Here is a 15898-nt window from a genome sequence, read left to right on the forward strand (position 1 = left end):
TCTTAATGTATTCATGCAGACTTTCCCATAAGCGTCCGAAAAGCGGGTTCGGAGGATAAACCTTTGCAGAAATTTCTGTGAAATGATCGATGGACTTTAACTTGGCAGAAAATGCTCTGTAATCTGCAACCGGTTCGATCTCGCAGCCAACAAAGAAATTATCATGCGCAGCCTCGATAATCGCTTTAAATCGTCGAGGAAAGAGTTTTTCCTGAATGCCGTTCCAGACATGAAGAAATGCCATCCCAGAATACTCCGGGAGATACACGAATGGAGAACTGGCTTGGAGTAGATTATGCGCGCTCGCGCTAACCTGAGATTTCGATTCTTCATCAACAACCAGTACTTCCCCTTCTTTGGCGTATTTTGATAATTTTCCAAATACAAATGGGGTGTTCTCTTTTCGACCGTCAATTACATCCGTAATTGTCCAATCGAATTTGCCGATTTCTACAATCGGTGAGTTAAGAATGGCCTCCATCAACCGATCCTGATCTAACAGCCCCGACTTGATGACTCTTCCAAGGTAATATCGTCCCCTCATTCAATCCCCTTTTTTGCATTGTTGTTCATTTCTCACGAAATATAGCAGAGAAAAAAAGCCAAAATCTATATGGCTGGAATATAGGCGTTGTCTCCGAACGGTTTCTCCGTGATGGTGTCCTCACTGTCACGAAAGAAATCACATGCAAACGTTATCCGAAGAACAGAAGAAAGAACTTGTTCAGATGATCGTTGAGAACACCGGTTTGCGCTTGGACTACTACGGATTTGTTGAAGTGATGCTTGGGATGTTTGAAGACATTCCAGGATTCGAGACTGTGAAACAGAATGCAGTATCTCTACTCAACGAACTCTGGAGAAAATACGATGAGCAAAAAGCCCCAGGAACAAGCGGATAAGACAAATTCACCTGTCCAAATAGACTTATCCAAATCTGAACTGCAAGAAGCAATCATGCAGGGACAAGCAGTTCTCAAGGAAGGAAAAACGAAGGCTGATGCTGCTCGCCTGATCTTCTCCTTGATTCAGAATGAAGAGAAGGATGTTGTCGTGGCCGTCTTTGTTGAGGGTGCAAACCTAACCCCTAAAGGCGCTTTGACTTACTGGTACAACTGTCGCCGTCGTGCGGCTAAAGAAGCCAAGAAAGCAGCGACATCCAAATAAAGAAGGGAGCCATATGGCTCCCTTCTTTATTTCAGGAATTCTTTGGGAAAATTCCCTTCTCCACATTCTCAATAAGCCTCACGGCCTGCCTGTAGTACCGACTGACGGTTGCTGCCATCCTATTCTTTTCATCACCACCAGTTCCAACCAAACCGGGACTGATCTTCAATTTCACACCTACAGCATAAAGCGTCATTCGTTCTCGTAATGGCTTGTCTTTGATGGGATGCCAAAGGTCATACACATCCAAGCATCGCTTTAACGACCTTATATGCGGTGGCCGAGCAAGGGAATATCCCTCAATATTCTCTGGAACTATAAATTTCGGGCGTCCTCGTGGTCTTTTCTGTATTTCTATTGGTCGATCCTTCTCTGCCATGACTTCATCCAATAATTTGGAAAAAGCCCGCATGATCTTCCCCTTTGATTCGAACAAATTCACAGTAACGGTGACACCATATTCATCGTTATACGTGTGGAAATCCTCTTTTGAATCGACCCTATGCAGATACTAAGGAATCAATTTCGGATCTTGAAATATTTCTGAATACTCTTCCCACCATGCCTCCCAAGGGAGGCTGTGGACAATTTACTGCAGTTTGACCGAGCTGATAGTAGCCTTGATCTTGCCTGAAGTGACAGTCATGCCCCGCGCCACGGCAAAACCATATTGCTGCAGATAGATAAACTGCTGTTTGGTGTCGAGATTGCCGTTGAAGGAGAGTTCGCAGTCGACGTCAACGGCGTTGCCGGCGAACGCGGCATTCACGGTGTTGGCGGCATATGCCTTGCCGGTGGTGCAGGTTTGTTTGCGATCGAAGAAATTCATGATCTGCACAGTGTTACCGCTCGCCCAGTCAGCATCATATTTACTGTTTTCTTGCATGTTGGCGAAATTCTTGTCGAAGGACTTGAACTGCTTGACCTCGACGATCAGATTACCCACGCGATTGGCATTGAACACTCGCTGCGTACGCAATGGTAAAAAACCGCCATAGCGAAGTTCGTAACTGGTCGAGACAGGAATCCCGTTATTGAAGTATTCGGCCATCTCACGGATGACGCCATTGCCAAGATCTTCGTATTGGATGGTGGCGGACTCGGATACTTTTTTCTCGCCCAGATTGGTCTCGATTTCGTACTTGTATTCAACCGTGGCCTTGCTGAAGCGCGGTGCGATCTTCACCCCGGCGATGGTCTTGCCGGTATCGGCCGACAGCAGCGCCGGCGTGAAATTCTTTTCCAGATAGCCGGTGCGGTCAGCAGTGATGTCCTTGACGGCCATCGGCGCGCAACCAGCCAATGCAGTGGCCAGCAATGCGACGATCAATAATGGGCGAAATGTTCGGGTCATTGTTTTCTTTCGTTATTGTTTGATTTGACGGATGAGACAACGGACGTGCCAGCCAGGTAAAAACCTGGCCGGCATGGATGCTTTGGGAATACAGCGCAGAAAGATGCCAGCGAAACTGACATTTTGATGACAGATGCGGATCCTGCGCGCAGTACGGCTCATGGCAGTGGATACCTTGTACCGCGTGCGACGATCTTTGGCTTCATTGTTCTTTATTGTTTTGGCGTAAACCCCGCCGGAAATTCTAAGGCAAAAAACAGCCGGAGAAATGCCGAAACTTATCTTTTTTTAACAATTGGGTCATGCATCAGTCACGGATCTTTCCGCGCGTCGACTTGATTTCACCGCGCTGTTTCTTTGTTTGCAGTCGTCTGCGCTGCGAACCACGGGTCGGCCGGGTCGGCCTGCGCATTACCGATACCTGGGTCACAAGCGCCACCATTTCCTGCAAGCGCTGCATGGCATCCGCCTTGTTCTTTTCCTGGCTGCGGTGCGCCTGGGACTTGATGATGAGCACCCCGTCCTTGCTGATACGATGATCCCGCAATGCCAGCAGGCGCTGCTTCACATCGTCCGGCAAGGACGAAGCGCGGATATCAAAACGCAGGTGGATGGCGCTCGATACCTTGTTGACGTTCTGCCCGCCCGCGCCTTGTGCGCGGATGGCAGTCAGTTCGACTTCTTCGTCGGGGATGAAAAGGGGGAGAATGATGGCGGCCTATGGTGGCAAAGCATCATTCTAACGGTTGGCGGGATCGCGATATGCAACGGTAGGCGGCTGGGAAAAGGTGACCAGGCTCACAAAACACTGCACCTTCGCTGGTTTTGGTGCTCCGATAAACCTCCGCGTAAAACACCTCTCACGCGGATATAGCTCAATGGTAGAGCGGGAGCTTCCTAAGTTTACGAGGCGTGGGGTTGTACAGGTTCCCCTGCACACGAAACGTATAACGGATTCCTATTTCAATGTGTAAGTCAGCGTTCCGTAGCCTAACTGATCGAAGCCGCCGCTATTCGGGCCGTAGTTGCCGCCACCGCCCTCCGGGCGCGCTTTTTCGACGAACATTTGCGTATAGGGCACTTTCAATCCCTTGAGAACCACATAGTGGTTGTAAAGCAGTTCCCAGATCGGGCGGATGCCGCCGCGGCTATTGCTGGAAATGACGTCCTGAGTCACGTCGCTGTTGCGGTAAGTTGCGTAAGGTACGTCGTTGCCGAGATTGTATTTGGCAACGTATTCGATACCGCGCAGCAAGCGGTTGTCCTGATAGCCGAACAGATCGTCGCCCTGGTTCCAGGCCATCTGGCAGAACGAGCCTGCCAGCGCCAGGTCGAGCATGCTGTGTCCCTGGTCGCGCCCGCTTTCCTGGATTTGTCCCAGCCCATCTGGATAAAGCTGCCATACCAGATGTTCGACAGCGCCATTCCCCAGGCCGTGCTTGAAATAGTCGACCGCCTCATTGTAGATATCGCGCCGGTCGGTCAGTATGCCGATGGCGATCATCGAACTCATGTTGGCCAGATCCCAGTTGGCCCAGTAGTGATCTATCTTTGCGCCGTTGTGCCTGACCAGAAAATCGTGGTTCATCGGGTAGAACACATTGAGCATCATCGCTTTGAAACGCTGGACATTCTGCTCCGGCCATTTCTTGTAGGTGCGCATGATTTCTGCGGCATTGGCAAACTGATAGCCGTAAATGCCGGACGCCAGGAATTTGTCTGAACTTCCATTGATTTCGCTCAGTGTGCCGGACCATGCATCCAGGATGGCGACCGCCTTGTCGGCATAAGCATCATCGCCGCTGACTTTCCAGCGCAAAGCAAGCGCGTAGGCTGCGGCGGTATCGTTGAATAGGGTGCCGTAATTTTCAGGATGGCCGGCGCCGTCTTTGCCGCGATAGATCACATTGGCAGGACGAGGCTGCCAGTTCAGCGAGGCATGCGGATTGTTGATCAGCATATTCCACCCGGCCAGCCAGGGCTGCGCACCTTGGTCGACCTTGGCTTTCATGCGATTGAAATCGGTCTGGGTATGCAAGGCGCCCGGATGGACGAAGGGGGCGGCGTTTGCGGCAGCGGTTCCCAGAGCAACCATCAGTGCTGCAGCAGCAAGACGGCGGATGTTTCTGAATGAAAAAATCATTGGTCTAACTTTTTAGATACCAGGCTCAAATGCGCCAAGGGTTACGCATTTGCGTAACCCTTGAAGCGCGAACCCGGCATCAGTTGGCGACAATGCCGGAAATCATGAACAGGCTTTGCCGTGGTCGGCGTGATTGCCTTTGGTCTTGGCATCGGCTTCGGTCATGTATTCGCCGGCCTTGGTCTTGCCATACCATTTTGATCCCTGGCAATGGTATGTCTTGGTGGCGCTGTTGACCCAAACCTTGCCTGCGCCACCGCCTGCGGCCATTGCCGGCTGTGCGGGAGCGGCCTTGGCGGGCGATGCGGCAGCCGGGGCTGCAGGTGCGGCGGCAGCTGCGGGAGCAGCAGCTGCCGGGCCCTTGGCGCCATACCATTCCTTGATGCCCTTATGCCCGGAGCAGGCTCCCTTTTTCGATTCGCCCGTGTACGACGAACCATCTTTGCACAGTGCAGTAGTCGTGCCGGTGCCGGCCGCAGGTGCAGCTGGGGCCGGCGTTTGGGCGAAACTGCTGGCGGCGATCAGGAATCCGGTGGTGATGAGTAACGATTTAAAAGATGTGTGCATGGCTAACTCCGTCAGTGGTGTTTATCGAACCAGCTTGTGTAAGACCATTCTTCAGCATCAACGAACAAAATGGTTGTAGGCGAGCAAGACCAGGATTGCGCCGACGATAGACAGGAGGATTCCAGCAGGATGGACGATGGCGCCATCTTCCGGTCGGCTGAACAGGCGGCTGATGAAACCGCCGACAAACGAACCTGCGATACCTAATATCCCGGTAAGGAAAATACCCATATGTTCACTGCCAGGGACGATCAGACGGGCGATTGCGCCAACAACAATACCGACTATGAGCATCCAGATGTAATGCATCATCGTTATCTCCCTCATTGAGAAGTCAATCGGGTAATCGAGTGTTTGAATCAGTCCTTCTTTTTCTTCTAAACCTGATTTCAATGATTCATTGTTGAAGTCATGACCTCATCAACGAGCTTTCGGGAGCGGACGTTGACCGGGGAGATGCAATAAATTCCCGTAGCAAGCCAGTGCCTGGCTGACTCTTGTGAAATTGCCATGCCGCTGATGCAGGGGACAACGGCATGGCGCGGAGGACTATCCGAACAGCTTGCCCTTGAGCAAGGCCAGGCCTTGTTCCAGTAGTTCATTGTTGTTGGTTACCTGGCCGTTTGGGCTGAGGTGGTCAATGACTTGCGGCAGCAGCTGTGCCAGCCCGGCTGCAGCGTGTTCCGGCTCCACGCCGGCTTGCTGTGCGATTTGCGCCAGCGAATCGTTGCCGAGCGCACTGGCGATTTGGTCGCCGGATACCGGCTGGTTCTGGCCTGTGCCCAGCCAGGATGCCACCTGGTCGCCGAGGCCGCTTTGCTGCAACTGGTTCAGCAATCCTTGCACCCCGCCGCTTTGGTTGATCAGCGACATCACGCCGGATAATAGCGCTGAAGACTGCGTCTGATCCTGGGATTGCGTCCCGAGATTGCCCAAAACCTGTCCTGCGAGTTGATCGAGTAAGCCCATTATTTTCTCCTTCGGATGCGTTGCAACAGGAACCGTTGCAAGCGGGTTGATAGTGATGAGAGATCACATACATGGTGCAGCGAATGCACGATAACCCAGTCAGCCGAATAACAAATCAAATGAGTCATGAAAATCGCCGGCTACCGTGCAGATTGTAAGACGCAGCAAGACATGCTGCCGGATTTCCAGTGGCGGTGTATCGATGGTGCAACGCCGAGGAATGCCGGTCAAGGAAAAGCATGTGCGTTAATCCGGAACCTTGTCGCGCGTGCAACTGGTTTCATTCGTCACATCAGGCCCCGGGATTGCGGATCCAGTCACTGATGAGCTTCACGGTCTGCGCCTCGAAGTTGGGATAGCCGTGCCAATGCATCGCTTCGCACGGATCGCCTTGTGGCGAAGAACCGCCATCGACCAGGATGAATTTCCTGGCCGGCGCATTCTTGAGCTTGTCGACGATGGCTTCTGCCTGGCTCGGCACGCAAATCGGGCAAGCATCGAACTTGTGGTGCAACACCAGCGTGGGGATATCGATTTTGTCCAGGTCTTGCGATCCGATCGCGCCGGCCTTGCGGTTGGTGACGCTGGAGGTCAGCACCAGTCCGGCGAGATGTTCTTTGCCCAGGGCGATTGCCGCCGCCGTGGCAGACACGGTGCCGCGGCTGGTTCCTACCAGCCATACCGGCTTGCCGAAAGTTCGCTCGGCGTAGTCGACCACATTGCGGATCTCGGTCACGTGTTCATTGCTGATTCGCTCGGGGAAGTCCAGCATGCGCAGATCGCTGGCGCGGAACATCACCAGTACGTTGAACCCTTGGTCGGCGAACAGCTGCCGCGAACGGGTAAGGAAGTTCATGCTGCCCGGTTTGCCGCCAATGATCTTGCCGGTACCGGAATCTCCGCCAGGCAGCAGGATCAGGGTAGCCGTAGCTTGTGGATTGTCGATCGCATACACCGGGATGCGTGCATTTTCACGGCCGGCGTCGAGATGGATGAAACCTTCGCCGGCCTGGACACAGGCCGGCAAGATGAAGGCAATGATTAAAACGATGGCTGCCGGCAGACGCATGATTGCTCCTTTGGCTGTCCGTATCGGCAGGTTCGCGGGTCCTTGCGCCAGATGGCGGAAGCGACCCGGAAACATTGCTGGGCGCTCCAGCTTGCCGCTACGAATATCGCTACAGATTTAGATCTTGAACGGCAGGCCGTGCCGCCGATACGGACTTCTTGCTGAAATGCTGGTGAACGCGTCCTATCGGTTGGTGAGCGCCCATTCCTTTTTTTCGTTCTGGCAGTAAGCCAGTTTGGAGGGTTGAGTCATGCCTTTGGCGGTGATCTCCAGATCCACGATGGCGCATGGCGGCTTATTGTCGGTGAAGTGCGGCGTGATCTTGGCAGAGACCGCACGCGCCGGAGTTGTTCCGGCTGGAGTTGGATTCCATTCGTCTGTTTGACCATTCATTCCTGCGTCCAGGGACTTTTTAATGGCCTCCGACAGCGCGCGCAGCTGGGCTTTGTTCAGCGAAGCACCAGGAGTATCCGCAAGAAACCGCAGATTGCTTTGCGCCACCGCTGTGACCTGGCTGCAAGCAGCAGCAAGGGTGATTGACAAGAAAAGAGCGCGCAACAATTTCGGGGAATTTGGTTTGATCATTTTTTTCTCCACAAGATTTGGTACAACCGCGTCCGTATCAAAAAGCTACTGTCACCCAATACTCGACGACCATTGTATATAAGATCCATTCCCTCCGAACATTCTTCTTCAAGCCCCTTCCATCCCTCTCGATGGTGATCTGCCTTGTCGCCGCTCCAGCAAGGGCATTTCCAGGCGTTAACGTGCCAGGCCATCTGTCATACAACTTGTGTGTTGCAATTTCACATTGTTGTGGACAACCACAATACGCCGATATAACAGCGCTCCCTATAATCCGCCGCACGTCTGCCAGATTACTAACAACAACAGGTAGGACGCATGACTTCTTTCTCCTGCGGGACACGATCCGGCAGATGGGCCAAGCCCTGGGACGTTGCATGCGCCACTAAGCGGACGAGACTACTTAATTAAATCAAACCAAACCAATGGGGATTCCATGAAGAAAACAGCATTCGCCATCGCCGTGCTCGCACTGGCTGGCGCCAACGCCCACGCACAAAGCAGCGTGACCGTCTACGGTATTGTCGACGTTGGCGTGACCTACACCAGCAAGGTTGGCGCCGCCAACGGCAGCCGCATGAGCCTCGACTCGGGCGACCAGTCGGCTTCGCGCATTGGCTTCAAGGGAGTCGAAGATCTGGGCGGCGGTTTGTCCGCGATCTTCAATGTGGAAAACGGTTTTGCGGCCGACACCGGCGCCATGACCACAGCCAACACGCTGTTCGACCGTAAATCCGTCGTCGGCTTGTCGGGCGGCTTCGGCACGGTGACCCTGGGACGCCAGACCGATTACCTGGAAGATATCGGCCTGAAGTACACCTCGGTTTCGACCTTCGGCGGCAACGGCACCAAGGCCGGCCACTTCAACAACCTGGATCGCACCGCCGGCGGTGCGCGTACCGATAACTCGATCCGCTACGACACCACCAACATGGGTGGCTTCACCGGCAGCCTGTTCTATGGTTTTGGCGAAGTGGCAGGCAATAATTCCGCCGGCCAGTCCTTCGGCATTGCCGCGAACTACGCCAATGGTCCCTTGGGTATCGGTGGTGGTTATTACCAGACCAAACTGTCGGCCGATGCATTGCCGGCCCGTGCAGGCGACACCAGCCTGAAGACCTTCAGCATCGGTACCAGCTACCAGGCCGGTCCGGTCAAGCTGTATGGCACCTGGTCGCAGATCAAGCAGCCTGCCGCCGTCGCTGTCGCGGCGACTGGCCTGACCAACATCACCAACGCCAACAAGGCCAACGTGTTTGACGTCGGCGCCGACTACCTGATCACACCCAACCTGCACCTGATGGGCGCCGTGATCTACGACCGTGTCAGCATCAAGCGCGCAACCGCAGGCTCGACCAGCGGTTCGACCACCCAGTTGAACGTGGGCGTGGATTACTACCTCTCCAAGCGCACCGACGTTTATGCGCTGTACAGCAACCAGCGCGCCAAGGATGTGAACAACCCAGGCGTGATCAATGCGGCATACTCCTCGGCGCCTAGCGGCGACGCTACCGAGAACGTGTTCCGCGTGGGCTTGCGTCATCGTTTTTAAGCGGTATGAGCTAGTGTCTTGAGGAATTGAGCAGTCATTGATATGGCAGGACCGGGAAACCGGGCCTGCCATTTTTTTCAATACGGACTGTTGCGGGCGCAGAGCCGAATGGCCGGGCAGGGCGGCAGAATCAAGGGAACTTGTCTTTATTGCCATTGCGCAAGTCGGATGTGGTCTTTATGTTCCAATTGCACTTAACGGCGCGCTTTTTTGCCCGGCGAGACAGAAACGTGTATAATCCGGTTTGTACTTGCATCAAGTCGTATTCTTGTTGGTTCAAATTCCGCCTGACTGTTGTTCTCCCTCCGGTCGTTCTGTTTTCTTTCCTTCGGTTTCATTTCTTGGTCTCAAGTGCCTTTCGGGCATGTTAGCCCTATTCAACCAAAGGAAATATTATGAGCACCCAAACAGGCGTAGTTAAATGGTTCAACGATGCAAAGGGTTTCGGTTTCATCACTCCCGATGCAGGTGGCGCTGACTTGTTCGCCCACTTCCAGGACATCCAGTCCACCGGCTTCAAAAGCTTGTCCGAGAACCAGCGCGTGTCGTTCGAACGCAGCGTTGGCGCCAAGGGCGAGAAGGCCAGCAACATCAAGGTCATCTAAATATTATTGCGCTCAAGCCTGAACGCTATCGAATGTCCATACGCAACAGATAGCCAGGCTGGGTGGCAGCCAAGCGTTTTTACTTTCCCGATTTACGGATATCCGCAGACCGGCACCTTGCAGATAGCATGGGCTGGTAGATTGAATCGGGGGCGTGACGACGCAAGTGCCTCGGCAAACCAGGCATCAGCCAGGATTTTCCCAGGACCCGGCCGGCATTTTCAGCTTCATGCCAGCGTGCAGATAGCACGGGCATGTAAGAAGCAGAAGCCGGCCAAGCAAATAGTTTATTAAAAGTCGTTGCCAGGCGCTCCGCCAAGAGCGGGCGTACAGGATCAACGACAAGCTGTATTTAAAATGGCACCGGTCAGATGGATCGGGCTGTTTGATCAGGTGGCACCATGCAGATGGCATGGGCCACGGAAAATCCAGAATTAATCAATGAACGGCCCACCTTCGGTGGGCTTTTTGCGTTTACGGGCAGTGAAGGATTGTCGGTCGAATCAACCGAGCAGTTGCGCGATCCTGCTTTGCAGATTTGGCAGCAACTCTGTTTCGAACCAGGGATTGCGGCGCACCCACAATTGGTTGCGCGGACTCGGATGCGGCAGCACGATGACATTTGACGGACGATCGCGCCAGGCCAGGACCGCTTCGGTGAGGGAGGTATAGACGGAGGGGTAATGGTAAGCCAGCGCATATTGGCCAATCACCAGCGTCAGCTCGATGTTGGGCAATTGCGCCAATACGGTTGCCCGCCACTTCGGCGCGCATTCAGGACGGGGAGGCAAGTCTCCCGATTTTCCCGTCCCCGGATAACAGAAACCCATCGGCAAGATCGCGACCGCATGCGGATCATAAAAAGTCTCGCGGTCGATGCCGAGCCAGAGGCGTAATCTGTTGCCGCTGGCGTCATCGAAAGGAATGCCGGAGAGATGTACTTTCTTGCCCGGCGCTTGTCCTGCGATCAGCACACGCGCCTTCGGATGCGCCTGTATGACGGGGAGTGGGCCGAGCGGGAGGAATTCTGCACAGGTAGTGCATTGCCTTATTTCTTCCAGCAACAATTGAAATGTGCGAGACGCCATGGAAAAATAATACCAAGGGATTCGCCCGGCCGGTTATTTTCAAGTTCAGTGCGGGCCGCCTCGTCCGCCTCCGTCACCCCAACCACCACGGCCGCCGTCAGGGCCGCCGCCTCCCGGCCCGCAGAACCACGGCGCACATACGCAACCGCCGAGGTTTGCCAGCAGTAGTGTTGCCACGATCGCCATCGCAAATTTCTTCATTAACGCCTCCTTGAACAATTCCAGTGAGGCAGCATTGGACACCGCGGGCTTGCTAAGCGCGGTCAGGCATTTGCAACAAATGGTTTCGGGCAGGCAGGGCGCGGCGCTTCAATCGAAGCCGCGGATGCTTTCCTTGTTCAGCCGCGGCAATTCCCAATGGAAGCGGATCGCCAGCAGCCGCACTGCGAAGCCCAGCAGTAAGGAGCCTAGCGTGGCGATATGCGGGTCGATATCGAGATGCAGGATGCCGACATACATGGCGCCGGTCAGCAATGAAACGCTGGCGTAGATTTCCCGGCGCAGTACCAGCGGGATCTCATTGCACAGCACATCGCGCAGCAGGCCGCCGAAGACGCCGGTCACCATGCCGAGGATCACCACGATGGCCGGGTGAAAAACGGAAAAGCCGCGTGCGATATCGCAGCCGATGATGGTGAAGGCGACCAGCCCCAGCGCATCGACCACCAGGAAGGCCGACTTGAAATGATGGAGGGCACGTGCGGCGACGGCCGCCACGACAGCTGCGCAGATAGTGAACGCCAGGTATTCCGGGTGTGCCACCCAGCCCAGCGGATAGTGCCCGATCAGGACATCGCGCACCGTTCCGCCGCCCAACGCTGCCACCGTGCCGATCAGGCAGATGCCGAAGATGTCCATGTCCTTGCGGATGCCCATCAATGCGCCGGAGACGGCTTCGGCGCAGATGGCGAGCAGGTAGATGTAGTGCAGCAGCATAGGGTTTCTCTCATGTTCTATGGCCGGGTGCGCGCTTGGGGGCGAGCCAGTGCCGAATTATATGCGCCGGCTGCGACGGTGGCATCAGCTTGAGCGTAAAGCGCCTGTCCCACTACATTGGGAACAGGCGCTCTGGCGCCCATGCCTGTGCTTACCAGCTGCTCCTGATACCCACCAAAAAGCCGAGATTGCTCTGCCGCGAATTGTATTGCACCTGCGCGTCCGCGAAGAGCGACAAACGGCTACCGGCCTTGCCTGACACGGTCAGGCCGCCAATGAGCGCATCGCGCGGTATTTCGGCGCCATAGCTGGAGAACACGATGCCGCTATCCTGGAACTGGCTGGTCATCGGCGCGTTGGCATTGCCGAAATCATGCGACCAGATCAGACGGGGCTGCAACTGGATGTTGTCGCCGACGGCCAATACCGCCTTCGCACCCAGCAGGGTTTTGACGGAATCCTCACTGCGCGGATTGACTTGCAGGTTGAGTCCCGGCGCGCCGCTTTCGGTAAAGCCATCAGTCTTGCTATGCGTCCAGGAAAGTCCGGCCAGAGGGCGCAGTATCCAGTCCGACATGGGAATGTCGTAAGTGGCCTCGCCATATAGCGACAGGCTGCGGCTACGGAAGTCGGCAATCGCGGTCTGCTGCAGGCTGCCGAAGGCCAGGCGGCGTTCGGTATGGTTGCTGTTGCGGGCGATGTTGAGCGAACCGCTGAGATTCCAGTTACCGCTGGTGTATCCCGCATAGAGCGCCGCGGCATTGCCGCGCGAGCGCCCGGTCACGGCATCGTCCGTGCTGAGATCGCTGTTGCCGTGGTTGAAGGCAATGCCAACCACCAGATCCCTGGCGACTTGCGCATCGAAGCCCAGGCTGGTGCCGCCATCGCGCAGGCGCGACGCTGCGTTTTCGGCATCGCCGCCAGTTGTTTGCTGGCTGCCGTAGCGGCGCAGCCAGAGGCCGGACTGGTTGCCTTGTGCTTCGGGAATGCCGCCGGCCAGCGAGAACCTGGATTGCTTCTGCAAGGATTGCATCAGATCGTCGACGTTATCGTTGGCGGCCAGCATGATGGGGGCCTCTTGCGAGGCGGTGTTATTGCTCCAGGGATTGGAAACGATGTTCAGCCGCCCTTGCAGCTGATTGCTGAAGCCATTGGAAAACGTCGAACTGATCTGTTGGGCTGATACCAGGCCGGCACCATGGACAGAGGCCAGCGCGGCGCGTGCTTGTGGAGCAGACAGGCTATCGATGGTTCTGACTGCAGGATGGTCGGCATTGGCGGGGGAAGACGCGATCTGCTCCAGGGCCTTGGCCGCAGCCTGCTGGTTGCGTGTGGCGGCAAAACCGGTGTACTTCATGTCGTTGCGCGAGAGCGTCAGCAATACCTGTTTGCCGGTGTAGTCGAGCGTGGGCGTGAGAAAAGCCAGGTTCGAGCTGACATTGGCGAAGGCGCCGGTGCGTGTATCGGCATCGATGATGGCGTATCGGGTATGGCGGTTATAGAGACCGCGATCGGCCAGGACTTCCACCGTCCCACCGTTGATAGCAACCATGCCGGCCTTGATGCGATCCACTTGCCCCGCGGCATTGGCTTCTACGCGGAAGCGCGAACCGGCGTCCAGCACAAGTTTATCCGCGACCGTCAATTGCCCGATCGAATTGCCTGGAGAGAGGATGCCGCCCTGCGTGATGCGTAGATTCCTGAGCGTACCGTTACCGCCCAGCGTGGCGTTTTGGTTGACAGTCACGCTGGAGACAAGAGTGCCGTTGATCAGCAAGGTACCGCCATTGACTGTGGTGGGGCCTGCATAGGTGTTGTTCCCCGTCAGCACCAGCGTGCCATCACCGCGCTTGATTAGTCCGCCGGGGCCGGCGATGTCATTTTTCCAGATATCCCATCGACCAAATCCTGCGATGTCGTAGGGGCTGTTCGCTTGCTGGTTGACTTCCATATCGCGGTAGAGATAGCCGGGGCCGCGATATGCCGCCGGCATGTTGAGCAGGCCCCAGGTCGAATTGGGCGTCAGCATGCCGGCCAGCGAATCCTGTGGATAAGCGGTGCCGGCCAGGATGTCGCGCCAGTCTTCCGGCTTCAGGTAGGGGAAGCGCAGTCGCAGCAGGTAGGGGGCTTGTGCCGGTAGCGCAGTGGGCGCCAGCGGCGTGCTGGACGATCCGCTGCGCGCGCCGTAATAGCCGATGCGATCCTGTTGAGCCCGATGCTCGTCGGCGACCGAGGTCGGCAGCGCCGCCAGGCAATGGCGCAAGGGCATGCCACAGGCGCTCTCCATGCTCTTGCGGGCAGCGGCTGCGAGATGGGCGATTTGGGATGCGATCCTGTCGTCGGCCAGCATCTGTGCGGTGGTGTAATACATGCCGATGCGCGAAGCAATAGTGTCGGTGGCGAAATGTGCGCCCAGCACGACGCGGCTTTCTGCATATTGCAGTGCTCGGGCATAGATTTCCTCACCTCGTTCCGGAAACATCATGGCCATCAGAAAGGCTTTTTCGTAACCGTTCCATGAGTGCCCGCTAGGGAACGACGATCCTGTGATGCTGGTATAGCCAGGGAGGAAATTGCCGTTTTTGTCCAGAACCTGATAGGGGCGCCCGCGTTGGTGAAGATCCTTGAGGATGAAGTCGATCGAGCGGATTCGTTTTTTGTTGGCATCGTAGGCGTGGGTTGCGTCATACAGCAATTGCTCCAGCCCGACAAAACCATCGGTCTGATTCAGGCGCGAACCTACGCCTGAAGCTGCCATTTCCTTGCCAAGCGCATTTTCCAGAAAGGTCAGATACGGGTGATTGTCTTTTTCATTGGCATCTTGTCTGGCCAGCTCACGGCGCGGCCCCGTTGTGGAGCGATAGCTGTGGGTGGTCAGTCGATCCATCCGCTCCAGGTTGGTGCCTGGGCGGGGATAGTGGGTGAGTACATTGTCGCGCAAGTTTTCGAACCAGCGCTGCCTCTGGGCATTGGAAAGGACGGCATCCTGGGTGGAAGACTGGTTAGAAACAGCAGGTGTTTCAGCCCAGACGGAATGGACTGCTAGCAGCCCGAGCAGGACGAGGGAAGGTTTCGGTTTCATGGATGGATCGCCTCAACGCAGTGGTGAAAAGGCCGGTCCGTCCACCGATCGATATCGGTTCAGGGAAAATGGATAGGAGAACGCACCGGGTCGCAAGGCGTGAAGAATGCGAGCCGGTTATGTACGCAATATGAAAAAAACGGGGGGACGAAAAAGGTTGTTTTGAACCAGAATTTATTCGTTCAATGCGTGTTAGATGTTCGTTTTCTGACTGAACGCATTTCGATGGTGCGTGGGATGTTGACCGGCAACCGAGGCGGTTGAGGTGAAATTATCCGGGAAGAGGGCGTGCGCGCGAGTGACAAAAAAGGGAGGCCAATAAGCCTCCCTGCAGTAGCGACATGGTGGGAAAGAGACAGGCGGCGTCGCCCGTTCCTTGCCTTCCATGCCTCAGACGGATGTATCGATGATATTGCCAATCTTCTTGAAGCCCGCGGAAATGTCATCGCCGACAGTGGTGGCTGCCGACTTCACGGCATCTACCGTGGTGTCATAGGCGTCGCCGATGTCGTCGCCGACTTCCTTGGCGACGTTTTTGATCGGTTGGACGACGGTGTTGTAGAAGCTGCTGTTGCCGGAAGAAACGGATGACACGCTCATGATGAACTCCCTGGTTGTATGAATGATGCCGGCCACTGCGGCTGCAATGGCCGCAGCAGGACATGGCTTCATCATAGCCAAGCCGGGTGTCAGCGTGAATGCCGCCACACCCGCCTTTCGGGTAAAGATTTGAAAGTCAATGTAAAGGCTGGCGGCAACGGGGCCGCCAGCCAAGCGTGCG

Annotated in this window: 18 protein-coding genes; 4 read left to right on the forward strand and 14 right to left on the reverse strand. The window is 55.6% G+C overall.

The window, feature by feature from the left end:
* Window positions 1-481, reverse strand: a 481-nt coding sequence (locus AKL28_RS19335; RefSeq protein WP_197091068.1) for a hypothetical protein, incomplete at its 3' end; no start/stop codon positions are given.
* A 205-nt stretch (window positions 482-686) separates the two neighbouring features.
* On the opposite strand from AKL28_RS19335, the gene AKL28_RS24030 reads away from it, so the two are divergent.
* Together AKL28_RS24030 and AKL28_RS19340 are read left to right on the forward strand one after the other, a co-directional pair.
* The gene (locus AKL28_RS24030; protein ID WP_082221581.1) at window positions 687-902 is read left to right on the forward strand and encodes a hypothetical protein; all 216 of its coding nucleotides are present in this window, start codon (window positions 687-689) and stop codon (window positions 900-902) included.
* The gene (locus AKL28_RS19340) at window positions 871-1167 is read left to right on the forward strand and encodes a hypothetical protein (protein WP_197091069.1); all 297 of its coding nucleotides are present in this window, start codon (window positions 871-873) and stop codon (window positions 1165-1167) included. The genes AKL28_RS24030 and AKL28_RS19340 overlap by 32 nt, the downstream gene beginning before the upstream one ends.
* A 31-nt stretch (window positions 1168-1198) precedes the next feature.
* Here AKL28_RS19340 and AKL28_RS24605 read toward each other — a convergent pair whose 3' ends face one another.
* The 9 genes from AKL28_RS24605 to AKL28_RS19385 form a co-directional block, all read right to left on the reverse strand.
* Window positions 1199-1579, reverse strand: coding sequence for a hypothetical protein (locus tag AKL28_RS24605; RefSeq protein WP_156226410.1), 381 nt, complete (start codon window positions 1577-1579; stop codon window positions 1199-1201).
* A 177-nt stretch (window positions 1580-1756) separates the two neighbouring features.
* Window positions 1757-2521 (reverse strand): hypothetical protein, encoded by a 765-nt coding sequence (locus AKL28_RS19345; protein WP_156226411.1) that lies wholly within the window; start codon window positions 2519-2521, stop codon window positions 1757-1759.
* A 307-nt stretch (window positions 2522-2828) separates the two neighbouring features.
* On the reverse strand, window positions 2829-3233 hold the full coding sequence (arfB, locus tag AKL28_RS19350; RefSeq protein ID WP_050469839.1) for an alternative ribosome rescue aminoacyl-tRNA hydrolase ArfB: 405 nt from the start codon (window positions 3231-3233) through the stop codon (window positions 2829-2831).
* A 246-nt stretch (window positions 3234-3479) separates the two neighbouring features.
* Window positions 3480-4616, reverse strand: a complete 1137-nt coding sequence (locus tag AKL28_RS19360) for an alginate lyase family protein (protein WP_231602523.1) — start codon at window positions 4614-4616, stop codon at window positions 3480-3482.
* 150 nt (window positions 4617-4766) lie between these two features.
* Window positions 4767-5231 carry a DUF3761 domain-containing protein gene (locus AKL28_RS19365; RefSeq protein ID WP_050469842.1) on the reverse strand — a complete coding sequence of 155 codons (465 nt, stop codon included), beginning with the start codon at window positions 5229-5231 and terminating at the stop codon, window positions 4767-4769.
* A gap of 57 nt (window positions 5232-5288) precedes the next feature.
* Window positions 5289-5624, reverse strand: a complete 336-nt coding sequence (locus tag AKL28_RS19370; protein WP_231602525.1) for a GlsB/YeaQ/YmgE family stress response membrane protein — start codon at window positions 5622-5624, stop codon at window positions 5289-5291.
* Window positions 5625-5780: 156 nt separating this feature from the next.
* Window positions 5781-6200, reverse strand: a complete 420-nt coding sequence (locus tag AKL28_RS19375; RefSeq protein ID WP_082221582.1) for a YidB family protein — start codon at window positions 6198-6200, stop codon at window positions 5781-5783.
* Window positions 6201-6492: 292 nt separating this feature from the next.
* Window positions 6493-7269, reverse strand: coding sequence for an alpha/beta hydrolase (locus tag AKL28_RS19380; protein ID WP_050469844.1), 777 nt, complete (start codon window positions 7267-7269; stop codon window positions 6493-6495).
* Between the two features lie 183 nt (window positions 7270-7452).
* Complete coding sequence (locus AKL28_RS19385) at window positions 7453-7854, reverse strand: hypothetical protein (RefSeq protein WP_050469846.1); 402 nt, start codon at window positions 7852-7854, stop codon at window positions 7453-7455.
* Between the two features lie 436 nt (window positions 7855-8290).
* Here AKL28_RS19385 and AKL28_RS19390 point away from each other — a divergent pair, with 436 nt between their 5' ends.
* Both AKL28_RS19390 and AKL28_RS19395 read left to right on the forward strand, forming a co-directional pair.
* On the forward strand, window positions 8291-9406 hold the full coding sequence (locus AKL28_RS19390; RefSeq protein ID WP_050469849.1) for a porin: 1116 nt from the start codon (window positions 8291-8293) through the stop codon (window positions 9404-9406).
* Between the two features lie 395 nt (window positions 9407-9801).
* Window positions 9802-10011, forward strand: coding sequence for a cold-shock protein (locus AKL28_RS19395; protein ID WP_050469851.1), 210 nt, complete (start codon window positions 9802-9804; stop codon window positions 10009-10011).
* Window positions 10012-10514: 503 nt separating this feature from the next.
* On the opposite strand, the gene AKL28_RS19400 is transcribed toward AKL28_RS19395, so the two are convergent.
* From AKL28_RS19400 to AKL28_RS25125, 4 genes are all read right to left on the reverse strand, one after another.
* On the reverse strand, window positions 10515-11099 hold the full coding sequence (locus AKL28_RS19400; protein ID WP_050469852.1) for a uracil-DNA glycosylase family protein: 585 nt from the start codon (window positions 11097-11099) through the stop codon (window positions 10515-10517).
* A 309-nt stretch (window positions 11100-11408) separates the two neighbouring features.
* Window positions 11409-12035 carry a trimeric intracellular cation channel family protein gene (locus tag AKL28_RS19405; RefSeq protein ID WP_050469853.1) on the reverse strand — a complete coding sequence of 209 codons (627 nt, stop codon included), beginning with the start codon at window positions 12033-12035 and terminating at the stop codon, window positions 11409-11411.
* A 151-nt stretch (window positions 12036-12186) separates the two neighbouring features.
* Complete coding sequence (locus AKL28_RS19410) at window positions 12187-15117, reverse strand: autotransporter domain-containing protein (RefSeq protein WP_082221583.1); 2931 nt, start codon at window positions 15115-15117, stop codon at window positions 12187-12189.
* A 390-nt stretch (window positions 15118-15507) separates the two neighbouring features.
* Window positions 15508-15891, reverse strand: a complete 384-nt coding sequence (locus AKL28_RS25125; protein ID WP_231602527.1) for a hypothetical protein — start codon at window positions 15889-15891, stop codon at window positions 15508-15510.
* Window positions 15892-15898: the final 7 nt, after the last annotated feature.

The sequence above is a fragment of the Herbaspirillum chlorophenolicum genome, from assembly GCF_001189955.1.
Classification (GTDB): Bacteria; Pseudomonadota; Gammaproteobacteria; order Burkholderiales; family Burkholderiaceae_D; genus Herbaspirillum; species Herbaspirillum chlorophenolicum.